The sequence below is a fragment of the Serratia sp. PGPR-27 genome (assembly GCF_022678525.1).
Lineage (GTDB): Bacteria > Pseudomonadota > Gammaproteobacteria > Enterobacterales > Enterobacteriaceae > Serratia > Serratia nematodiphila.
Map to the genome: position 1 here is coordinate 1 of NZ_JALBYS010000027.1, position 20,577 is coordinate 20,577.

The following is a 20,577-nucleotide window of genomic DNA, read 5'->3' on the forward strand; positions in this document are numbered from 1 at the left end:
GATCTACACACAGAGGCCATCGTCGGCAGCGTCAGATGTGTATAAGAGACAGGATCTGCATTGCCTGACAGCCCCATGATTTCAGCAACGGGTATTTTTGCCGTCTTCAGGAATTTTTCCGCCCGCAGACTATGAACTGACTCGGTCAGCAGCAGCCCTTTGATCTTAAAAGCCAGGATCGCGGCAATTTGCTCCTCTTCGCGTTTGCTGTTGTAGTCATAATTGACGACCAGCGTCTGATAACCCTGTACAGACGTCACGGATTCAATGCCGGCGAGGACATCAGCAAATATCAGATTGTTAAAAGAAGGAACCAGAACGCCGATGAGGGGAGGGCTATTGGAATAGAGGGCGGGATTGTCAGGATCGGCCTGATAGCCGACTTCCTCGATCACGGCGGCGATGCGCGCAGCGGTTTCCGGTTTAACCCTGTCCGGCGTGCGCAGATAGCGGCTGACCGTCATTTTGGTGACACCAGCCAGTACAGCAATGTCATTTAACGTAATGCGCTGCGACTTCACCATTCATACTCATCTGATCCAGACCGTGTTTGTCATTATGCCCACTGCCGAGTCAAAAGAGAATGCACGCAATGTGCTGCCTCCGCCGTATCCGGTGACAACCGCACGATGCGCCGATTCCGGTCTCCGGCATTATATGTTCGTTATCTCCGCATTTCGTAACGCGGGGAAAGAAAGGCACGCATCTGTGCGCCGTGGACGCGGTGGAAGAAAAGACGGGCAGTTTGATACTTGATTCGGCCCGCTCAATAAGATGAACGGGCCGATATGGCCGGATTAACTGAGAATATCTTCGGCGATCACGTTGAACAGCGTATCGATCTCGCCCCGAGTGTTGTAGTGCATCATGCCGATGCGCAGCACGCCGCCGTCCTGCAACCCCAGCTGTTGCACCAAGCCCAACGCATAGAAATGCCCGCTGCCGGCGCAGATGTTGTGCTGCCCCAGGCGGCGGGCGATCGCGTCAGGCGTGTGGCCGCTGAAGGTCAGGGCGAAGGTCGGCGTGCGGCGCGCGCTGTCCGCCCGGGGGTTGCCATAAAGCCGCACGCCGTCGAGTTGTTGCAGCCTCTGCAGGAAGTGGCTGCACAACGCCTCTTCATGCCGGTGGTAGGCGGCGAAGCTCTCCTGCAAACGCTGCCTCAACGGCGCACCGGGCGTGCCCCACTGCGCCAGATACTCGATAGCGGCCGCGACGCCGGCCAGCGCTTCGAAGCTTTGCGTGCCGGTCTCGAAACGGCCGGGGCCGACGTCGGTGGCCGGCTCGACCTTGTAAGGGCGCAGGCGCTGCAACCACTGCGGCGCGATGTAGGCCATGCCGACGTGCGGGCCAAAGAACTTGTAGGCGGAGCACACCAGGAAGTCACAGCCCAGTGCCTGCACGTCAATCAGGTTGTGCGGCGCATAGTGCACGGCGTCGACATACACCTGCGCGCCGACCCGATGCGCGGCTTCGACGATGGTTTTGATATCGACGATGCTGCCGGTGACGTTGGAGGCGTAGCTGACCGCCACCAGACGGGTGTTGGCGTTGATGCGCTCGCACACTTTCGCGGCATCCAATGCGCAGTCGGCGCTCTCCAGCGGTATCTGATGCACCGCGGCCCCTTTGTCGGCGGCAGCCTGCTGCCAACTGGAGACGTTGGCGTAGTGATCCAGTGCGGTGACGATGACTTCATCGCCGGCCTGCCAGTCGCGGCTGATGATGCGGCTGAGATGGAAAGTCAGCGTGGTCATGTTCATGCCGAAGACGATGTTGTCGGGCGACGGCGCATTTAACAAGGCGCGCACCGATTCCCGCGCCTGGCCCATCACCTCGCCGGTGACCCGGCTCGAGAAATAGTGGCCGCCCAGGTTGGCGTTGTACCTTCCCAGGTAGTCGGTCATTTTTTCCAGCACGCCCCGTGAAACCTGCGCACCGCCGGGGCCGTCGAAAAAGATGGCCGGTTTGCCGTCGATCTGCTGTGACAGCGCGCTGAACTGGGCGCGGGCGAGCTCGGGGGTAAAGGTCATGCTTTCTCCCCCCGAGCGGTGAGGACAAAGAGATCCAAATGACCTTCTTCTTCCGGGCTCACGGCGTTGATCGGCGTGGCGTTGTGCCACAGTTTGCTGTCCGCCAGCAGCACGGCTTCACCGTCCGCCAGCGCTTTTTTAAAGAAAGGGTCGTGGTGGCTGTCGTCATACAGCATGATTTCACCGCCGACGATGTTGTGCCGATGAATGGCGATCATTGCGATATGGTCGAAACCGTCCTGGTGAATGCCTTCCGGCGCCACCTGGGTGTCTTTCTCGATGGCGACCACGCGCATCTGGTGGATCTCTATCTCGGCGCCTTCCGGCAGTTCGTTGCTTTCTGCAAACAGGTTGCACATCTCTGCCATGCCGGCGCTCTGCAACACGGCGCTGTCGATAGGTTCGAAGCGGCGAACCACATTGCCCTGGAAGTGGTTGATCTGATCCGACTGCATGAAGGTGCGCGGCCCCACTTCGGCGACGTTGGGGTTGAGGTATTTAACGACCGAATAACGGCGCAGGCGATATTTGCCGTCGGCGTGTTGCGTGTGGGGCAAGGAGGAGAACGATGGCATCAGCTGTTGGGTGGCTTGCGGGCTTAGTACAGTCATACTTATTACGTTTTCGTGTTTCTGTAACATAATCACCTCTAATAATAATAATTTCTGATGTTGTAGGGGGGGATTCGATTGAATTGTAGACGACTCTATAACCAACGCAATTTAGCGGTAGCGAGGTGTGACGGCGGTCGTAAAGTGGGGTGAACAGCGGAGAGGATGAGCGGAAGGGAATGCTGGTATGAAGCCGGTCATTCAGCAAAATAAGCGCTAACGGGGGAGAATTCATGCGTAAGCATAACGTGACCAAGGTTACGCTTTCAGGGATAACTCTCATGAATATGAGGTGCTTTACTATAATTCCGGGACAGAGTGACCGCAGTGGCATTGCCTGGTTGTTGAAAGAACAATCTTCAATTCCCCCTGAATAAGGACTCCGATCATGCAGCATGTCAGAAAATTCGTCATTTCCTGCCTGTTTGCTTCGATAATGCTTCCCGGCATGGCGTTCGCGGAGGATCCCCCCGTGACCCCGTTGGCTACCGGGATCGTCAGCAGCGGCGTAGCCGAAGCGCAAGTGACCGAGGCCGTGCGCCACGGTGAAATCCTGACCATCAAAGTGCGTTTCAAAGGGTTGAAAGACAACCTTAATGGACAAGGCTTGTATAGCAGTCTGGATAAAAGCAGTCTTGAGAAATCCTTCTACATTCTGGTGGGTAATAAAAAATACCTGCTGCTTACCGATAGCAATAATGTCCCACTGGCCTCTCCCAACGTGTCATTCAGCTCAAGCTCAGGCATTCCCTATGTCGCCACCTGGTTTGGCAGCTTCCCCGCGCCTCCACCTGATGTGAAAGAGGTGTACCTGACGATCGCCAACGTCGAGCCGCTCGGGCCGATAGCCATTACGGATCGTTGAGCGATGAACGGCCTCAGGAAAGCCGCCTGTGTGGGTGGGATGTTAGCCTTTGGGATGGTGTCATTGGGTTCATGGGCTGACAGCGGAGAGCCGGCATCCGTGGGGAAACCGGTGATACTCGATCTCAAGGCTACCCGGCTGGATTTGGTTGGTTTGCCTTCGGGGCTGAATGCCGGCGTCCTTGACTTGCAGAGTAAGGCAGCGGATTTGGCTAAACAATCCGCCGACATTTCCGTCAGAGACAGCAAAAATGCCGTCACGTTATCGATGCGCAGCGATGTGCTGTTCGCCTTCGACAGCGATGCGATTGCTGCTAAAGCGGAGCCTGCGCTGCAACAGGTGGCGCAATTTATCGCGGCCGAACCGGTAGGGAACGTGGTGATCGAGGGGCATACCGATGCGGTGGGCAGCGATAAATATAATCAGGATCTGTCGCTGCGACGCGCACGTGCGGTGGCTGTTTGGCTGATCGCACACGGGGTAGAAAAATCTCGTCTGAGTGAACGGGGAAAAGGGGAGGCTGAACCGGTGGCTTCCAACGACACGCCGACGGGCCGGGCCAAGAATCGGCGGGTTGACTTCGTGTTGCCGAAAACCGCTGCCGCCGGTTAACCCCGCGCCGGTGGACGTTTCCTTTGCCAGAGCCGCTTTTAAACGGGCTCCTCTCGCTGACTGCTCGCGGAGTTCAGGCTGTATGGCGTGGAGCCGGTGACGCTAATGATTGATGAACATGATCAAAAGCCCGTATCTCGCTTTCGGCTTTCGCTTTAGCGGCGCCGACAAAATGCGGGATCAGAACGTCTCGAAATACAGCTCACGCAACAGCCAGGATATTTCGTTATTGGTGCGGTTTAGGACGTCTATTCTGTGAACCCCTATCGCTTCTGCGCGCAGATCGAGCAGCAAGTTGCGAATCTGCCGGAATAACGGGGTTTGCGGGTTGGGTTTGGCCAACTGCTGGCCGCACAGTTTGATACCGGCGTCGCAACCGGTGGCGATGTCCGCCAGGCAGCACGGGCAGGTGGTATTTTGGCGCGCCATATTGCGGCATTGTTGCCCGATTACCTGATTGAAATGGCGTAATTGCAGGCAGACTTCCCGCGAGTTCAACGGGTTGGAATGGGTTGTCATCGGTTTCAGCTCCCTTGTCTGCGCCTATATTGGCACTTACCGATGAAGATAACCACGGACAAGCCGAGGGGGTATCGCCTTGTTTTGTCTGGAAGCAACAAAAGCGATGAGGCCCGCGATGGCGGGCCGGTAGCATCAGGCGCGTTTAAACAGATTCGCCGCCTGGAACAGCGCAAAGGAGCTGACCAGCATCTCGATGCCGACGATCGCCGTCACCAGCGTGACCGACGCCGCCGGGCCTGAGCCGATCAGCATCCAGGCGATGATCAAATCGAGTACGCCAATGACGAACTGCAGCCAGTTGCCCGGCAATCCGCGGCGCATATAGCCGGCCGCCAGGCGCGCGATACCGCCGAGCGCGAACAGCACGGCAAGGTACACCGCCAGCGCCAGAATGCCCGCCAGCGGGCTGGTGATGAACACATAACCGATAATCAGGTAGGCCACGCCCAGCAGAATGCCGCCGATCATCGGCCAGGTATTCTGCGCCCGGTTGGCGATCATGGCGATAATCAGCCCGGCGCCGCTCAACAGCAGCAGGACGCCGACCACGATGCTCAGCGCCGCGCCGGAGGCGAAAGGGTTGACCAGGCACAGTATGCCGCCCGCCAGCAGCAGGAAGGCGATGATCAGCAGGGTGGTGCGTTGCTTTTTGAGCAGTTCTTCGCTCAGGAGGGGCAGATTATTGCGATCAAGGTTTAGCATGTTACAGCTCCATTCTCTTTGTTGCGATCCTCGGGGGCACTCTATTTTTCCGAGCGCTCTATTATAGTAGTCACTTTTTAATCGCTGCGGTAAATCCGGCGTGGCGTTTATGCTTGGAAGCGGCGTGTTATTCGGCCAGTTCATCAACGATGAAATCAATCAGCGCCCTTACCGAAGGAGGGAGTCCTTGTCTGGAAGGGTAAAACGCGACAATCTTGTGTTGTTCCAATGTCCAGTCGTCGAGCAGCGTTTTCAGGCTGCCGTCGAGCAGTTCCTGGCGGGCTAATTTCAGCGGCAGGCAGCCAACACCGACGCCTTTTACGATCGATTCCTTGATCAGGCGAATGTCATCGCACACCATGCGCGACTCGTTGTTTATTTTGACTTCGCGATCGGCTTGTTGAAACGTCCAGGCGGCCTGAAGATGGGTCGATAACCACCCGACCGTTGGCAAACTGGAGAGATCTTCGGGCGTATTTATACTTTGGTACTGAATAGCTGCAGAGGGGGCGACCATAAATGCGGTGGGCACAGCGCAAATTCGACGCATCACCAAATTGCTGTTTTTTGGCTCATCGGCGATGAGTTTTAATGAGAGGTCATACCCTTCAGAAATAATATCCACGTTGCGATTAAATATTTTCACATGCAAATTGACCTTGGGATATTGCAGCATGAATCTCGCCAGCACTTCCGTTAGGCCAAGATCCAGGAGAATGTTTGAGCAGGTCAGTTTTATTTTCCCAGTGGGTTTTTCGCTTTTGTTAATAATAAGGTATTCGGCTTTCTCTGCGGTGCTAATCATCTGCAGGCAGTACTGAAAATATTCTTTTCCTATATCGGTGACCATGAGGTTTCGCGTTGAGCGCTGAATAAGTCTGACATTAAGCCTTTTTTCCAAATTGGATATTCGCCTTGATAGCGTCGATTTGGGTATACCAAACTTCTTACTGGCGGAAAGAAATCCACCGCATTCAACTACTCTGGCAAACATAACCATCTCATTGAAATCTATCATATAAAATTAACCTTCCCAGTGGTGAAACACTCATTCCCAATAATCGTGCTATTTACCCGGCTGGTTCATTGCTAGCCTGATGTCGGAGCGTTTGAAAGTATGCTACATGCTTGGAATGCATGGGGCGATCGGAATTTGATGATTTTGATGATAAAGGAGAAGGGAATGACTTTTAAATATAATCGATTAGATAAGACACAGGCCGCCGTTTTATTAGTCGATCATCAGACCGGGCTACTGTCCCTGGTTAGAGATCAGGATCCGGATAAATTCAAAAATAATGTTTTGGCGCTGGCCGATCTGGCTAAATACTTCAATTTACCGACAATACTGACCACGAGTTTTGAAAACGGACCGAACGGCCCTTTGGTGCCAGAGCTAAAGCAAACTTTCCCTGACGCCCCCTATATTGCTCGTCCCGGCAATATCAATGCCTGGGATAATGAAGATTTCGTCAAGGCGGTAAAGGCCACGGGCAAGAAACAACTGATCATCGCCGGCGTGGTGACCGAGGTTTGCGTGGCGTTTCCTGCGCTCTCTGCGCTGGAAGAGGGGTATGAGGTTTTCGTCATCACAGACGCATCCGGCACGTTCAATTCGATTACGCGCGATGCGGCTTGGGATCGCATGTCCCAGGCCGGCGCGCAACTGATGAGTTGGTTTGGCGCGGCGTGCGAATTGCACCGCGATTGGCGAAATGATATCGAAGGGTTGGGGAACCTGTTCTCTCAACATATTCCTGACTATCGCAATCTGATGACCAGCTTCAGTTTGCTGACCTCAGGTAAACAGTAATCCCGGCATCGCTGCATGATTTGGCGCCTTATGGCGCCATTTTTCCTCCCGCCGATCGTGCCGCAGCGGCCTCCGCGCCAGCTGTTTTCCGATATTTGCCTCTTCCCCGCTTTTTGACTGACCCGGCGCAAATGTTACACTGTGCGGCTGAGGCGTATCAGAACCGAAAAGACGATTGGGGACAGGATTTGAGCACAGGAAGCAAGCTGGCGAGGTGGCGCCGCATCGCGGTGTGTCTGACATTGGGGCTGCTGTTGGCCGGATGTTCGGGTAAAAACACCTACAACCGCGACTACGACAAACTGCCGAAGGGCAGCTACACCGGCAAGTCCTACACCGTCAAACGGGGCGATACGCTGTATTACATCGCCTGGATCACCGACAGCGAAGTCAGCGATCTGGCCAGAATCAACAAGATACGCCCGCCCTATAATCTGGAAGTGGGGCAAAAGCTGCGGCTGAGCGGCAGCGCGCCGACCAAAACCGCCGCCACGCGCCGTAAAACATCTTCCTCCGCGATCGCCAAGCAAACGCCGCCGCCGGGCGCCGCACGTTGCTGGCGCTGGCCGACCAGCGGCCGGATCGTGCAGGCGTACTCCAATGTCGATGGCGGCAACAAGGGCATCGACATCGCCGGTAAACGCGGCCAGCCGATCTATGCTTCCGCCAAGGGCAAAGTGGTGTACGTCGGCAACCAGCTGCGCGGCTACGGTAACCTGATCATGATTAAGCACGGCGAAGACTTCATTACCGCCTATGCGCACAACGACACCACGTTGGTGCGCAACGGCCAGGATGTGAAAGCGGGGCAGAAGATCGGCACCATGGGCAGCACCGGCACCGATTCGGTGTTCCTGCATTTCCAGATCCGCTACCGCGCCACCGCGCTCGATCCGCAGCGCTATCTGCCGCCGCAGGGATCGTCGCCGTCCTGTTAACGTCAATCCGGCTCCTTGCGGGGCCGGATGTCAGCTATTTCAGCGGCAGATAAAGATCGGTCACCAGTTCATATTCCGCTACCTCGTGCACGAAGTTGTGGTAGTGGAAATAGAGCGGGAAATCGCGCAGCTCCTCGCCGCTGGCCGGCAACCACGCGCTGTAAAGATAGCGGGCGCTTTCCGGGAGCCCATCCAGCGATCCGAGATGGCGCAGCACCGCGCAGCGCCCGGCCGGCAGCGTGCTGTTCACCACGCCGAAGGCGTTGTCCTCCGGGATCGGCGCAGTGACCTCGCCGCAGATGTAGAAGCGGAAGTCCTGCGCTTCGGTGGTGGCCGGATCGTGCGGCGCGATACCGTAAGTGCGGCTGCTTCTGACCGGCGACAGGCCGCTGGTTTTGCGCCACTCGATAAAGCGTGCGGCGGTTTCGTTGACCAGCGCGGATGGGCCGCGATGTTCGATCATCGCCACCGGCGTGGCCGGGAAGTCGAGAATGTCTACCTTCATGGGTTGTTTCCTTTTGTGTTTCGGCTCGGGAAAGCGCTGTTGCCAATCGATCCAGGCCGGCCGTTTGCGAAACTGGCTTGGCGTTTGGCTGAACGCCTGTTTGAAGGCGCGGCTGAAGGACTCCGGGTTTTGAAAACCGGCGTCCAGCGCGATGTCAATCACCGGCTCCAGCGGGTTATACGCCAGGCGGTACGAGGCGCGTTTGAGCCTCATCCACTGGATATAACGCCACACCGAGATGCCACAATACGCACTAAACTGGCGTTGAAAGTGAAAGCGCGAAAAGTGGGCCACTTCGCTCAGTTTTTCGACGGTGAGCGCCTCGTCCAGGTGGCGGTCGATATAGTCAAAGACCAGCGCAAAACGCTTTGCATACGTCTGGGTCATGTGATTGTCTCCTCCATGCCTGAACTTTGCCCGAGCCGCCGCCACTTCTCCTGACGGATGATGCTGAGTTATCGCTGCAGGAAAACGGAATGGTGCGGCGTTCGCCGCCGGCCAGGCCAAACTCATAACCCCGCGCGGCTGTGCGCCGCGATCCCGACCGAGAAGATGAATATTACATGATGGATCGTTCCCGTTTGCTGAAATTCCTGCTGCCCTATCTGTGGCCGAAAGATAACCCGCGGCTGCGTTGGTATCTGGTGGTGGCCTTCGTGTTCATGGTGGCGGCCAAGGTCAGCACCACGCTGGTGCCGCTGGCTTATAAAGCGATGGTCGATGCGCTGAGCGGCGAGACGGCGAAAATGCTGGCGGTGCCGCTGGGGCTGATCGTCGCCTACGGCGTGGCGCGGGTGGGCGGCGCGCTGTTTGAGGAACTGCGCAACGTGATGTTTATCCACGTCAGCCAGAACGCCACGCGCCTGTTGGGCGTGCGGGTGTTCCGCCAGCTGCATGCGCTGAGCCTGCGTTTCCATCTGGAGCGCCAGACCGGCGGATTGTCGTTGTCCATCGAGCGCGGCACTCAGGCGGTGTCCACGGTGCTGTCGCGGCTGCTGTTCTCCATCGTGCCGATCCTGTTCGAGCTCTCGCTGGTCACGGCGATCATGTGGCATATGCTGAACGGCTGGTTCGCGCTGGCGATCCTGACGACGGTCGGTTGCTACATCCTGTTCACCGTGCTGGCGGTCAGCTGGCGCACCCGCTTTCGCCGCGAGCTCAACAAGGCCAACGCCGACGCCAACAGCAAATCCATCGACAGCCTGCTGAACTATGAGACCGTGAAGTACTTCGGCAATGAAGAGTTCGAGGCCGAGCGTTTCGACCTGTCGCGCCGGTTGTACGAATACGCCGCCATCAAGAACCAATTCAGTTTTACGGCGATCAACCTGGGGCAAACCGCCATTATCTCGATCGGACTGATCGTGATGATGACCATGGCGGCGCGGGGCATTACGCAGGGGACGATGACGGTCGGCGACTTCGTGCTGGTCAACGCCTATCTGCTGCAGCTGTATCAGCCGCTGAACTTCTTCGGCTTTATTTATTCCGAGGTGCGCCAGGCGCTGATCGACATGGAGAACATGTTCGATCTGCTGCAGGAACCGCGTGAGATCGTCGATAGCCCGGATGCGCAGCCGCTGCGCCTCGATCGCGGCGAAGTGAGGTTCGACGCGGTCAGCTTCGGTTACGACACGCGCCGGCCGATCCTCAAGCAGGTGAGCTTTACCATTCCGGCGGGCCACACGGTGGCGGTGGTCGGCGCCTCCGGCGCGGGCAAGTCCACGCTGTCGCGCCTGCTGTTTCGCTTTTACGACGTGCAGGGGGGCGCCATTACCCTCGACGGCCAGGACATTCGCCAACTGACCCAGGCCAGCCTGCGGCAGGCGATCGGCATCGTGCCGCAGGATACGGTGCTGTTCAACGATACGTTGCGTTATAACATCGGTTACGGCAAAACCGGCTCCAGCGATGAAGAAATCGAGCGGGCGGCGCGGCTGGCGCATATCCATGATTTTATCGTCGGTCTGCCCGACGGTTACGACACCCGGGTGGGCGAGCGCGGGCTGAAGCTGTCGGGCGGGGAAAAGCAGCGGGTGGCGATTGCGCGCACCATTCTGAAAAATCCGGCCATCCTGGTGTTTGACGAGGCGACCAGCGCGTTGGATACCCAGACCGAGCGCGAAATCCAGGGGCACCTGCGCGAGGTGAGCCGCAACCACACCACGCTGGTGATCGCTCATCGGCTCTCCACCGTGGTGGACGCCGATGAAATTATCGTGCTGGAGGCGGGGGAGATCGTCGAGCGCGGGGGGCACGAGGCGTTGCTGGCCGCGAACGGCCGCTACGCCGCCATGTGGCAAACCCAGTACAGTGAAGAGCAGGAACCGCACTGACGGAACCGTTCACGTTCACCCCTGCGGCTGAGCGGCGTTGAGCCGCTGAGCCACGTAGTCGCAGGCGATGCGGCAGTCCCGCTTTAGGTCGGTCTCGTCGCCGGCCAGGCTGCCGCGCAGCCAAAGCCCATCGATCATCGCCGCCAGCCCGCGCGCCGCGTCGCGCGCCTGCTGCAGCGGCAGCTCGCGGCGGAACTGGCTGCAAATATTGGAATAGAGCCGCCGATCGTTGGCGCGCTGCAGGCGGCGCAGCACCGGCTGATGCATGCTGGCGGCCCAGAAGTCGAGCCAGGCGCGCATGGAAATGGCGTTGGTTTGGCTGGGGTGGAAGTTGCCCTGAATGATGGCGCACAGCTGCGATTGGCTGTCGCTCGCCGCTTGCGCGCGGCACTCGGCCACCGCGTCACGCAGATCGCGCAGGATCTTGCGCATGGTGGCGCTCAGCAACCCCTCTTTATCGCCAAAATAGTGGCTGACGATGCCGGTCGACAGCCCGGCTTCTTTCGCGACCTGAGACAGGGTGACGCCGGCCAGCCCGACGACGTTTATGGTCTCGAAGGCGGCGTTAATCAACTGCTCCTTACGCTGCTCCGGAATGTCTCTTCGGTACATATTTTCCTCAACTGATAGGCCAATCACACTTTGGATTTGATTGATTGAACGGTCAATCAATACTCTATATGCTGCTAAAATGTCAAATAAATGACGATAAAATGTTAATTAAAAGTTGCATTTAAATCGTCTGTCTTTCGCATCATGGAAGCCTGCCAATGACAACAAAAACTCCTCCATCGCTTGACGAAGAACCTGTCAGATTGAATGTCCCGGTATTTTTCGGCTCGGCGGCGGTGATCCTGCTGCTGGGATCGCTGGTCGTGCTGTTTCCCGCAGCCAGCAAACAGTGGTTGAACGTCGCGCAAAGTTGGGTCGCCGACGTGTTCGGTTGGTACTACATGCTGTTGATGGTCGCCTGCATGGTGTTCGTCTTCTGGCTGGCGCTGTCGCGCTTCGGCCATATTCGCCTCAGCCAGGATGACGAACCGCCGCAGTTCAGCTATCCCTCGTGGGTGGCGATGCTGTTCTCATCGGGCATCGGCATTGCGCTGGTGTACTACGGCGCCTATGAACCGTTGGATCATTTTTTGTCGCCACCGGAAGGCAGCGGCGGCACCGTGCAGGCGGCGCGGCAGGCGATGGCGCTGACCTTTTTGCACTGGGGGCTGCACGGCTGGGCGCTGTATGCGCTGATCGCCACCGCGCTGGCCTATTTCGCCTATTGCCGCGGCCTGCCGTTGGCGCTGCGCTCTGCGTTATACCCGATCTTCGGCGAGCGCACCCACGGCGGCGCCGGCCATCTGGTGGACAGCTTCGGCATTCTGGTGACGGTGATTTCGATGGTAACCAACCTGGGGATCGGCGCGCTGCTGGTGAACTCGGGGCTGTTTTATCTGTTCGATATTCCGCAAAGCACCGGCGTGCTGCTGGCGCTGATCGTGGTGATGATGGTGGTGGCCACGCTGGCGGCGGTCACCGGCGTCGAGAAGGGCATTGCGATGCTGTCGAACATCAACGTCGGCTTCCTGTGCCTGTTGCTGCTGTTCGTGTTTCTGGCCGGCCCGACGCTGAATCTGCTCAACGGCATGTTGCAGAACCTCGGCGATTATCTCACTTCGCTGGTCAGCCGCAGCTTCGATATGTATCTGTACGGCAAGGCGCGCCAGTGGCAGGGCGCCTGGACGTTGTTCTATTGGGCCTGGTGGGTGGCGTGGGCGCCGTTTGTCGGGCTGTTCATCGCGCGCATTTCCAAAGGGCGCACCATTCGTGAATTGATCTTTGGCGTGTTGTTGATCCCGCTGGGCTTCACGCTGGCGTGGCTGTCGATCTTCGGCAATACCGCCATCAGCCTGGTGTTGGAAGGCGGGCAGGCGATCCTCGGGCAGGTGGCGCAAAGCGATCCGCCGATGGCGGTGTTCAAGCTGTTCGAATACCTGCCCTATACCCAGCTGACCGCCGGTTTTGTGGTGGTGATCAGTTTCGTGCTGTTCCTGACGCCGGTCGATTCCGGTACGCTGATGATAGCGAACCTCTCCTGCCAGGGCGGTTCCGCCCACGATGACGCGCCGGCCTGGCTGCGGGTATTTTGGGCGGCGGTCACCACGTTGATCTGCGCCGGGTTGCTGTACGCCGGCAGTTTCAGCGCGATGCAGACCGCGGTGGTGCTGTGCGGTCTGCCGTTCTCGGCGGTGATCGTGTTGTACATGATCAGCCTGCGCAAGGATCTGCGCGGTTACGCCATGACGCCGGCGCTCCCTTGAGGCGGCTTATTCGTCCGCGCGCGGCCGGTGATGCACGTATTCGATAATCGTGCCGTCCGGCAGGCGCGCATTGAAACAGGCGCCGGTGGGCACGTCCACCGGGCCAAAGAAGATATCGGCCCCGGCGGCCAGCAGCCGCTGGTGGTAAGGATAAATGTCATCGACCAGCAACGTGCCGACGGTGCTGCGGAAAGGACGCAGGCTTTCTTCCGAGCCTTCCAGGATCAGAAACGGCCCCACCGCCGCCAGCACCAGCCGATGTTCGGGAAAGTCGAAACGCATATCCGCTTCCACGCCGTGCAGCCGCTCGTAAAACGCAATGGCGCGGTCAATCTCGCCTTCGTCGACGTAGACCCGGATCAGCACGCGCGGCTCGCGCAGCGATGAAGAGTCGGCGGTTTTGCGCCAAAAGCCCGCTTCTGTCAGTTTTGCCGTCATTGCTCATTCCTCATGGTGGCTCGTTTCCCCGTCATCATGCCGCCGTTTGGCCGCAGGGATTAGACTGAGTTGTTATGAACTAGCAGCGGCGGAAATAAAAAAGCCCCGGTAACGGGGCAAAGACCCGCTCAGGTCGGAATAGCGGGCTAAAGCGGGCTTCAGGCGCGATGGAATTCCGGCAACACCAGTTGACCGATCTCCTGCATCGTCTCTTCCAGCGGCCGCTGGTTGCGGCGGAAATGCAGGCCGATGTGGTTGACCCCGGCGTCACGCATGGCGCTCAGTTCCTGAATCAATCCATTGCGGCCGCTCTTGATGCCGAAGCGATGGCGCTGAATCGGCGCGTCGGCGTTATCGGTGAGGTCGAGATGAATAAAGCTGACGTAGGGCTTGTCACCGGCTACGTTACGCCAGAGTTTGACTCGCGAAACGTGGTCCGCAGGCGTGCCGGGATATGACAGCCAGCCATCCATATTTTTGCCCACCCACTCGGGCGTTTGTTGCGCCAGCCCGGCGACCAGCAGCGGCGGCGGCGGCGTGGCCGGCAGCAGGCGCAATCCGGGCTGTAGCGCGCTGTCGGCTTCACCTTTGAGAATGCCGACGCTGGTGCGGAAGTTTTCACCGCGCGCGGCGTAATCGGCGCCGAACAGCGGGTACTCCACGGGGCGATCGCCGCTGGCGACGCCGAGCAGCAGACGATCGCCGCTCAGCGTTTGCAGCGTGGAAGCCGCTTTGCGCACCAGCCAAGGCTGGCGCAGCGGCAGCACCACGGCCGCGGTGCCCAGCAGAATATTGCGCGTCAGGCTGGACAGGTAGCCGAGGTAGGTAAAGGTCTCAAACACCTGCGCGGCGTCGCCGAAGTCAGGATCGTACAGCGGCACGTCGCGAACCCAGGCGGCGCGAAAGCCGAGCTCATCGGCCAGCTTGATGCGCGCAGCGTGTTCACTCATATCCGGCACGCCGAACGGCCGCCCGTCCTGCTGGCGTTTCAGCTGCCCGCTGGTGGACCAATCATTGTCCAACGGCAGCTCAATGCCGATGGAAAGCGGCTCCCGGGTTAGTCTTTCGATGCTCATGTGTCACTCCGTCTCAGGCCTTGCGGCGCGGTGTCGAACGATGGCACGAAGTGTTGCATGACGATTAATTGAGATAAACAGCCCTAATCGCAATAGATAATTGCTGTTGCGAGCATAATTACCTTACAGGATACGGCATGATTGCCGTGATTTACGTCACGCTCTGCGCTTTTGCTATTGTCCAGATGAAATTATGTAACTCTGCCAATAGCCTTTCCCTCATAAGAGTTAGTTTGTTGTGCGGCAATAAAATAAAACTAAATGATTCAATAGATAAAAATAAAACTGAATATTCCCCAGCGTTCATTCAATACGGGTAAAAAATTAATAAGCCTGAAGAGTGATCGTTGAGATTATTCGCAAATGGCGTGAAAATAGGCGTTTTTAACCGAAGAAAAATACCCGTTATTATTTTATTGGCTGTAAAAACAGAAGGGTAAAATATCTTTTTGTGATAATGCGATTTTAAAATAGTACCGAACAAAAACTTCATTCGTCTCTAAGAAAGCGCCGGTTGACAGACCGCCGGCTTGCGATAATTTTATGTCATTAACATGTTAATGAGTTGTTGTCGTGACGGAGGGCCAATTTTTCTCTTGGCCGAGCGCTTAACACACTTATGCCATGGCGGGTCGCCATTCATAAGTTAACTTATGGACAAATGACGCTATGAATACATCGCCAGAGCCTCGCAGCGCATTAAGTGAAGAGAACCGGTTGCTGATTATTTTATTTTTCGTTTTCGGCTGCGTGTTTGTCGACCGTCTGACCATCTCGTTTCTGTTTCCGATGATTGCCGCCGACCTCAAGCTCAGCAACGTGCATCTCGGCACCCTGTCGGCGGTGCTGGCGTTAACCTGGGCGCTGTCTGGCGCCGGGCTGGGGGCGATAGCCGATCGTTTTAATATCCGTAAACCGATGCTGATCCTGTCGATCCTGGTGTTTTCGCTGTTCTCCGCGCTGTCGGGGTTGGTCAGCGGCTTTGCCATGCTATTGATCTTCCGGGCGTTGATGGGGATCGCCGAAGGGCCGGTATTGCCGATCGCACAGTCGTTGATGGTGGAAAAATCGCAGCCGCAGCGCCGCGGTTTCAACATGGGATTGATCCAGGGCGCGGCGCCGGGATTGTTGGGCGGTATTATCGCGCCGCCGCTGATCATCTATCTGGCGCAGAAGTGGGGCTGGAGCATGGCGTTTCACCTGACCGCCGTGCCGGGCATCATTCTGGCGTGGCTGATCTATCGCTATGTGAACGGCAAGAAGGATCCCGCTTTCAGCGCAGTGCCGGCGGCCGACAAGACGGCGAACAAAGGTGCTTACGGCGAGCTGTTCAAAATCAAGAACGTGGCGCTGTGCATTCTGATCTCCTGTGTGTTCGTCACCTGGTTCATGATCATCATTACCTTCACCCCCAACTTTTTGGTGACCGACCGCGGCTTCGGCGAAGGCACGATGGGCGGCATCATGAGCGCCATCGGCGCCGCCTGGGTGTTCTGGGGCGTGGCGGTGCCGGCGATTTCCGATCGCTTCGGCCGCAAGCCGACGCTGATCTTCTTTTCGCTGCTGGCGGTGTGCTGCCCGCTGTTTCTGAGCTACGTCGATAACCCGTGGCTGCTGGGCGTGCTGGTGTTCCTGTCTTATACCGGCCTTGGCTGTTTCACGCTGTTTATGGCCACCATCCCGTCTGAAACGGTGTCGCCGGCGCGCATCGCTACCGCGTTGGGGCTGGTGATGGGAATTGGCGAGGTGATTGGCGGCTGCCTGGCGCCGTTTATCGCCGGGCTGATCGCCGATCGCTACGGGCTGGTCAGCGTGATGTGGCTGGCGGCCGCCGGCGCCGTGTGCGCCGGCGTACTGAGTTGTTTTCTCGATGAAACCGCCCCTGCCGTGGTTAACCGCCGAGCGGTGAAACCGGCGGGCATCGCCGACGTCTGAGGCGGTTTTCATCCCATTCAATCAAGGAGAGCGAAGATGTCAGCAGAACCATCCGTACTGAATCAAAATGCCGAGCCGGACTGGAAGAATTACGACGATTTCGCGCGCGGCATCGACACCAACCGGCTGCCGGGCACCCAGGACTGGCGCGGCAAAACGCTGCAGATCGCCTTTGAAGACGGCGGGGAAATCACGCTGCGTTTCAGCGCCGATCGGCAGCGGGTGCTGTGGGCCTGGGGAGGGGAGAGCGGTGAGGACGCTTACGAAGAGGTGCAAACCTCCGCCGCGCGCTATTTCTTCAACATTCCGTTGCAGTCGCCGGGCAACGAATGCCTGACGCTGGTGCTCAACCGCGACAGCGGCCGGGCGCTGCTGGTGCGCAGCACGCTGTTGCCCGAACAAACGGTGGAAAAGGGATCCCGCCTCAAGCAAAGCTTCCACGTTGGGCTGATTGCCGGCGTTACGCCGGGCGGCATCGCGCCGCATCTGACCCGCGAGCTGATCGGTTACCGCACGCTGAACGTTTACAGCCCCAACCATTACTACGAGCACTTCTACGTCAACACCGAGCGTTATGCCTGGCAAAACCTGCGCGGCGAGCAGTTCGGGCACGGCGACATGGATTACGCCACTTACTACAAGTTTGAGGACGAGATGTTCCTGTTCACCTTCCGGGAAAAGATTATCCCGGTGTGCTCGGTGTTCTTCTTCGACTTTATCTCCGGGCGCTGCACCGGCACCTTCCTCGGGTTGGACGCCGCCGGCCGGGTTCTGGTGTCACCGGCTGGGGCGTTCATCAGCAAGATGAGCTACAACGCCTACCCGGAGGGCGTGCAGCCGCTGTGAGTCAGGCGTTTCTGACCAGCGATCCGGCGTTGATCTCCGCAATGGTTTTCGCGCCGGTGAGTGTCATGGCGACGCGCATCTCTTTGTCGATCAGATCCAGCAAGTTAGCCACCCCGGCTTCGCCGGCCGCCGCCAGTGCATAGACGAAGGCGCGCCCCAGCAGCACGCTGTCGGCGCCCAGCGCGATCATGCGCACCACGTCCAGGCCGCTGCGGATGCCGGAGTCGGCCAGCAGAGTGATGTCGCCTTTCACCGCGTCGGCGATCGCCGGCATGGCGCGCGCGGTCGACAGCACGCCGTCCAGCTGGCGGCCGCCGTGGTTGGAGACGATGATGCCGTCGGCGCCGAAGCGCACCGCGTCTTTGGCGTCTTCCGGATCAAGAATGCCTTTGATGATCATCGGGCCGTCCCAGAATTCGCGGATCCACTCCAGATCTTTCCAGGAAATAGACGGATCGAAGTTGGCGCCCAGCCAGCCGATGTAGTCTTCCAGGCTGGTCGGTTTGCCGCGGTAGGCTGAGACGTTGCCCAGATCGTGCGGCTTGCCGAACAGGCCGACATCCCAGGCCCACTGCGGATGGGTAAACGCCTGCAGCACGCGGCGCAGGGCGGCGTTAGGGCCACTCATCCCCGAATGGGCGTCGCGATAACGGGCGCCCGGCACCGGCATGTCGACGGTGAACACCAGCGTTTTCACGCCGGCGGCCTTGGCGCGCTCCAGCGCGTTGCGCATAAAGCCGCGATCTTTCAGCACGTAGAGCTGGAACCACATCGGCCGATCGATCGCCGGCGCCACCTCTTCGATCGGGCAGACAGACACGGTGGACAGCGTGAACGGAATACCTTTTTTGGCCGCGGCGCGCGCGGCCTGCACTTCGCCGCGGCGGGCGTACATGCCGGTCAGCCCCACCGGCCCCAGCGCCACCGGCATCGCCAGCTGCTCACCGAACAGCGTGGTCTCCAGGCTGAGTTCGGACATATTGCGCAGCACGCGCTGGCGCAAGGCGATATCGGCCAGGTCTGCGGTATTGCGCTTCAGCGTATGCTCCGCGTAGGCCCCGCCGTCGATATAGTGAAACAGAAACGGCGGCAGTTTGGCCTGGGCGGCGGCCCGGTAGTCGGTTGACGCGGAGATGATCATAGTGTTTACCTTCTTGTCTTGCTTGCGATAACGAGTTGTCGGTCAGAGCGTGAGGATCGCCGCCATACCGGCCGCAATCCCGCCGTACGCCAGCATCGGCAGTACGGTCTTTCTGATGATTTTGCCTTCGGCGTTGCCGATCCCGAGGATCGAACAGACCGCGATAATGTTGTTCAGGCACACCATGTTGCCCATGGCGCCGCCGACGGACTGCAAGGCCAGCGTCAGGTTGACGTCAAGACCGCTGCTCTGGGCGATCGACTGCTGAATGCCGCCGAACGTCAGGTTCGAAACGGTATTGGAGCCGGAGAAGAACGAGCCCAGCGCGCCGAGGAACGACGAGAACAGCAGCCAGCTGCCGCCGGTCAGCGCCGCCAGCGCTTTACCGATCAGGATCACCGGCGCGTTGTCGCCGCCCTGCATCATCAGGTTGACCATCACCAGCGCGCCGAACAGCGCAATAAAGGGCCGCGCGATGCGCCCGCCGGTTTCGCTGAACATTTGCCGCACCTGGCCGCCATTCAGCCGGAACAACGGAATGCACAGCAGCACCACCAACAGGAACGGGATCAGCGCCGGGACATACAGCGTTTTGTAGCCGGCGGCGGCGGAGGTGCCCAGCACCTGCTGCAGTTCGACGATCAGCGCCCGGCTGATGCGCAGCTCTCCGAGCCAGCCGAGGTTTTCCCGCCACAGCAGCGCGGTGTTGTTGAGCAGCGCCTTGAGGCCCAGCTGGTGGACGCGCGTCACTATCAGAATAGCAATCAGCAGCAGGGTCGGGGTCATGGCCTTGACCACCTGCATGAACGGCACCGCCTGCCCGGCGCTCTGCGGTTTGTCGCCGCGGGCGAGGCCGATGCCGCCGCGCGCCAGCAGCACCGAGAGCGCCAGGCCGATTGCACCGCCGACCAGCGCCGGGAACTCATAGTTCACCTGGGCCAGCAACAGATAGGGCACAGTGCAGCTCAGCACGCTGAGCAGGATAAACGGCAGGTTGCGGCGGATATCCCGCCAGGAAACGATAAAGCGCAGCGCCAGCAGAGGAATGACGAAGCCGGCGACGAAGTGGATCAGCGCGGTTTGCCGACCGATCTCCAGCAGGCTTGCGTCCGACAGGCCGAGATTGGCAAAGCCGAACCAGGTAGGGGTGCCCACGGCGCCGAAGGAGACCGGTACCGAGTTCATCACCAGCGTCAGCAGGGCGACGCGCAGCGGGTTGAAGCCCAGCCCGACCAGAATCGGCGCGGCGATGGCGGCCGGGGTGCCGAAGCCGCTGGCGCCCTCGATCATAAAGGCGAACGCCCAGCCGATAATCATCAGTTGGGCCACGGGATTGGGGCTGATGGTTTCCAGCCAGCGGCGCACCACGTTTTCCGCGCCGCTTACCTGCATCAGTTTGTTGAGCAGGATGGCGCCGGCAATGATGGTGATCGGCGTCAGCGTCGACACCAGCGCGGTGATGATATTGGCATGCAGCAGCCGCAGCGAGGCATCGAACCACAGGAGCTGTACGGCATACACCACGGCGGCCGTCAGCGGCAGGGCGAGGTAAGAGGGCACGCCATTCCTTTTGGTCATCATCCAAATCAGCAGGACGATGGGCGCAATACTGAAAAGCAGGGGCATAAGATCCTCAGGGTTATTATTTTTATGGGCAGAGATATGTAGCTGAAAGGTTAATTACCGCAACATTTTCATTCTAATCACAACGTTGGCGACGATGCCATGCGGTAATTTTTTAACATCGGCGAACGGCGCCGGCGGTGGGAAACTGGCTGGCAGGAGGCGTTAAATTAACTGCTTTAAAATCAGTTTGATAGGAAGTAATTTTGTGTGATGAATGCGTGAGCTCACATTAATTAAGCGGTAATGTTCAATAGTTCATGTCCAAA

The 20,577-nt window shown here is 58.6% G+C and carries 20 protein-coding genes; 8 read left to right on the forward strand and 12 right to left on the reverse strand.

Features of this window, described 5'->3' with window-relative positions; all coding sequences use genetic code 11:
• The 3 genes from MMS95_RS15550 to MMS95_RS15560 all read right to left on the reverse strand — a co-directional run.
• Positions 1 to 521: LacI family DNA-binding transcriptional regulator (locus MMS95_RS15550; RefSeq protein ID WP_242141910.1), on the reverse strand; the 521-nt coding region annotated here is incomplete at its 3' end.
• Between the two features lie 276 nt (positions 522 to 797).
• Positions 798 to 2,030: a cysteine desulfurase-like protein gene (locus tag MMS95_RS15555; RefSeq protein ID WP_049240079.1), complete on the reverse strand. Its 1,233-nt coding sequence runs from the start codon at positions 2,028 to 2,030 to the stop codon at positions 798 to 800.
• Positions 2,027 to 2,605, reverse strand: coding sequence for a 2OG-Fe dioxygenase family protein (locus tag MMS95_RS15560; RefSeq protein ID WP_021505695.1), 579 nt, complete (start codon positions 2,603 to 2,605; stop codon positions 2,027 to 2,029). Before MMS95_RS15560 ends, MMS95_RS15555 begins: the two co-directional genes overlap by 4 nt.
• Before the next feature lie 424 nt (positions 2,606 to 3,029).
• Here MMS95_RS15560 and MMS95_RS15565 point away from each other — a divergent pair, with 424 nt between their 5' ends.
• Both MMS95_RS15565 and MMS95_RS15570 read left to right on the forward strand, forming a co-directional pair.
• Positions 3,030 to 3,506 carry a hypothetical protein gene (locus MMS95_RS15565; protein WP_021505694.1) on the forward strand — a complete coding sequence of 159 codons (477 nt, stop codon included), beginning with the start codon at positions 3,030 to 3,032 and terminating at the stop codon, positions 3,504 to 3,506.
• A gap of 3 nt (positions 3,507 to 3,509) precedes the next feature.
• Positions 3,510 to 4,118, forward strand: a complete 609-nt coding sequence (locus MMS95_RS15570) for an OmpA family protein (protein ID WP_033632184.1) — start codon at positions 3,510 to 3,512, stop codon at positions 4,116 to 4,118.
• Between the two features lie 180 nt (positions 4,119 to 4,298).
• Here MMS95_RS15570 and MMS95_RS15575 read toward each other — a convergent pair whose 3' ends face one another.
• The 3 genes from MMS95_RS15575 to MMS95_RS15585 all read right to left on the reverse strand — a co-directional run bounded on the left by MMS95_RS15575 (position 4,299) and on the right by MMS95_RS15585 (position 6,336).
• Positions 4,299 to 4,637 (reverse strand): hypothetical protein, encoded by a 339-nt coding sequence (locus tag MMS95_RS15575; RefSeq protein WP_085337097.1) that lies wholly within the window; start codon positions 4,635 to 4,637, stop codon positions 4,299 to 4,301.
• A 135-nt stretch (positions 4,638 to 4,772) separates the two neighbouring features.
• Positions 4,773 to 5,342 (reverse strand): HdeD family acid-resistance protein, encoded by a 570-nt coding sequence (locus MMS95_RS15580; RefSeq protein ID WP_004931723.1) that lies wholly within the window; start codon positions 5,340 to 5,342, stop codon positions 4,773 to 4,775.
• A 127-nt stretch (positions 5,343 to 5,469) separates the two neighbouring features.
• Positions 5,470 to 6,336, reverse strand: coding sequence for a LysR substrate-binding domain-containing protein (locus tag MMS95_RS15585; protein ID WP_242141913.1), 867 nt, complete (start codon positions 6,334 to 6,336; stop codon positions 5,470 to 5,472).
• Positions 6,337 to 6,525: 189 nt separating this feature from the next.
• On the opposite strand from MMS95_RS15585, the gene ycaC reads away from it, so the two are divergent.
• Complete coding sequence (ycaC, locus tag MMS95_RS15590) at positions 6,526 to 7,155, forward strand: isochorismate family cysteine hydrolase YcaC (RefSeq protein ID WP_033632185.1); 630 nt, start codon at positions 6,526 to 6,528, stop codon at positions 7,153 to 7,155.
• A gap of 188 nt (positions 7,156 to 7,343) precedes the next feature.
• A complete protein-coding gene (gene actS / locus MMS95_RS15595) occupies positions 7,344 to 8,093 on the forward strand; it encodes an amidase activator ActS (RefSeq protein WP_242141916.1) in 750 nt (249 codons plus the stop codon).
• Between the two features lie 34 nt (positions 8,094 to 8,127).
• Here actS and MMS95_RS15600 read toward each other — a convergent pair whose 3' ends face one another.
• Positions 8,128 to 8,985 (reverse strand): AraC family transcriptional regulator, encoded by an 858-nt coding sequence (locus tag MMS95_RS15600; RefSeq protein WP_242141918.1) that lies wholly within the window; start codon positions 8,983 to 8,985, stop codon positions 8,128 to 8,130.
• Positions 8,986 to 9,164: 179 nt separating this feature from the next.
• Between MMS95_RS15600 and MMS95_RS15605 the strand changes: the two genes are divergently transcribed.
• Positions 9,165 to 10,934: an ABC transporter ATP-binding protein/permease gene (locus MMS95_RS15605; RefSeq protein WP_033633586.1), complete on the forward strand. Its 1,770-nt coding sequence runs from the start codon at positions 9,165 to 9,167 to the stop codon at positions 10,932 to 10,934.
• Between the two features lie 15 nt (positions 10,935 to 10,949).
• On the opposite strand, the gene betI is transcribed toward MMS95_RS15605, so the two are convergent.
• A complete protein-coding gene (gene betI, locus MMS95_RS15610; RefSeq protein ID WP_049240074.1) occupies positions 10,950 to 11,546 on the reverse strand; it encodes a transcriptional regulator BetI in 597 nt (198 codons plus the stop codon).
• Positions 11,547 to 11,704: 158 nt separating this feature from the next.
• Here betI and MMS95_RS15615 point away from each other — a divergent pair, with 158 nt between their 5' ends.
• Positions 11,705 to 13,249 carry a BCCT family transporter gene (locus tag MMS95_RS15615; RefSeq protein ID WP_171404314.1) on the forward strand — a complete coding sequence of 515 codons (1,545 nt, stop codon included), beginning with the start codon at positions 11,705 to 11,707 and terminating at the stop codon, positions 13,247 to 13,249.
• A gap of 6 nt (positions 13,250 to 13,255) precedes the next feature.
• Here the strand turns inward: MMS95_RS15615 and MMS95_RS15620 are convergent, their stop codons facing one another.
• A complete protein-coding gene (locus MMS95_RS15620; RefSeq protein WP_015378948.1) occupies positions 13,256 to 13,687 on the reverse strand; it encodes a glyoxalase/bleomycin resistance/dioxygenase family protein in 432 nt (143 codons plus the stop codon).
• A gap of 158 nt (positions 13,688 to 13,845) precedes the next feature.
• Positions 13,846 to 14,763, reverse strand: a complete 918-nt coding sequence (locus MMS95_RS15625; RefSeq protein WP_004931740.1) for a TIGR03571 family LLM class oxidoreductase — start codon at positions 14,761 to 14,763, stop codon at positions 13,846 to 13,848.
• Positions 14,764 to 15,432: 669 nt separating this feature from the next.
• Here MMS95_RS15625 and MMS95_RS15630 point away from each other — a divergent pair.
• Together MMS95_RS15630 and MMS95_RS15635 are read left to right on the forward strand one after the other, a co-directional pair.
• Entirely contained in the window at positions 15,433 to 16,698 is a 1,266-nt protein-coding gene (locus MMS95_RS15630; protein WP_015378944.1) for an MFS transporter, read from the forward strand.
• Between the two features lie 36 nt (positions 16,699 to 16,734).
• Positions 16,735 to 17,544 carry a MoaF C-terminal domain-containing protein gene (locus MMS95_RS15635; RefSeq protein WP_015378943.1) on the forward strand — a complete coding sequence of 270 codons (810 nt, stop codon included), beginning with the start codon at positions 16,735 to 16,737 and terminating at the stop codon, positions 17,542 to 17,544.
• 1 nt (position 17,545) lies between these two features.
• Here the strand turns inward: MMS95_RS15635 and lldD are convergent, their stop codons facing one another.
• Positions 17,546 to 18,685, reverse strand: coding sequence for an FMN-dependent L-lactate dehydrogenase LldD (gene lldD, locus MMS95_RS15640; protein WP_033632193.1), 1,140 nt, complete (start codon positions 18,683 to 18,685; stop codon positions 17,546 to 17,548).
• Between the two features lie 42 nt (positions 18,686 to 18,727).
• Positions 18,728 to 20,311 carry an L-lactate permease gene (locus tag MMS95_RS15645; RefSeq protein ID WP_242141920.1) on the reverse strand — a complete coding sequence of 528 codons (1,584 nt, stop codon included), beginning with the start codon at positions 20,309 to 20,311 and terminating at the stop codon, positions 18,728 to 18,730.
• Positions 20,312 to 20,577: the final 266 nt, after the last annotated feature.

Bases quoted from the DNA above. Each gene is read 5' to 3' on its own strand.
- lldD (WP_033632193.1), bottom strand. From the start codon at position 18,685: ATGATCATCTCCGCGTCAACCGACTACCGGGCCGCCGCCCAGGCCAAA.
- MMS95_RS15635 (WP_015378943.1), top strand. From the start codon at position 16,735: ATGTCAGCAGAACCATCCGTACTGAATCAAAATGCCGAGCCGGACTGG.
- MMS95_RS15620 (WP_015378948.1), bottom strand. From the start codon at position 13,687: ATGACGGCAAAACTGACAGAAGCGGGCTTTTGGCGCAAAACCGCCGAC.
- MMS95_RS15645 (WP_242141920.1), bottom strand. From the start codon at position 20,311: ATGCCCCTGCTTTTCAGTATTGCGCCCATCGTCCTGCTGATTTGGATG.
- MMS95_RS15575 (WP_085337097.1), bottom strand. From the start codon at position 4,637: ATGACAACCCATTCCAACCCGTTGAACTCGCGGGAAGTCTGCCTGCAA.
- MMS95_RS15625 (WP_004931740.1), bottom strand. From the start codon at position 14,763: ATGAGCATCGAAAGACTAACCCGGGAGCCGCTTTCCATCGGCATTGAG.
- MMS95_RS15565 (WP_021505694.1), top strand. From the start codon at position 3,030: ATGCAGCATGTCAGAAAATTCGTCATTTCCTGCCTGTTTGCTTCGATA.
- MMS95_RS15630 (WP_015378944.1), top strand. From the start codon at position 15,433: ATGAATACATCGCCAGAGCCTCGCAGCGCATTAAGTGAAGAGAACCGG.
- MMS95_RS15605 (WP_033633586.1), top strand. From the start codon at position 9,165: ATGGATCGTTCCCGTTTGCTGAAATTCCTGCTGCCCTATCTGTGGCCG.
- MMS95_RS15585 (WP_242141913.1), bottom strand. From the start codon at position 6,336: ATGTTTGCCAGAGTAGTTGAATGCGGTGGATTTCTTTCCGCCAGTAAG.
- MMS95_RS15600 (WP_242141918.1), bottom strand. From the start codon at position 8,985: ATGACCCAGACGTATGCAAAGCGTTTTGCGCTGGTCTTTGACTATATC.
- MMS95_RS15560 (WP_021505695.1), bottom strand. From the start codon at position 2,605: ATGCCATCGTTCTCCTCCTTGCCCCACACGCAACACGCCGACGGCAAA.
- betI (WP_049240074.1), bottom strand. From the start codon at position 11,546: ATGTACCGAAGAGACATTCCGGAGCAGCGTAAGGAGCAGTTGATTAAC.
- MMS95_RS15615 (WP_171404314.1), top strand. From the start codon at position 11,705: ATGACAACAAAAACTCCTCCATCGCTTGACGAAGAACCTGTCAGATTG.
- ycaC (WP_033632185.1), top strand. From the start codon at position 6,526: ATGACTTTTAAATATAATCGATTAGATAAGACACAGGCCGCCGTTTTA.
- MMS95_RS15580 (WP_004931723.1), bottom strand. From the start codon at position 5,342: ATGCTAAACCTTGATCGCAATAATCTGCCCCTCCTGAGCGAAGAACTG.
- MMS95_RS15555 (WP_049240079.1), bottom strand. From the start codon at position 2,030: ATGACCTTTACCCCCGAGCTCGCCCGCGCCCAGTTCAGCGCGCTGTCA.
- MMS95_RS15570 (WP_033632184.1), top strand. From the start codon at position 3,510: ATGAACGGCCTCAGGAAAGCCGCCTGTGTGGGTGGGATGTTAGCCTTT.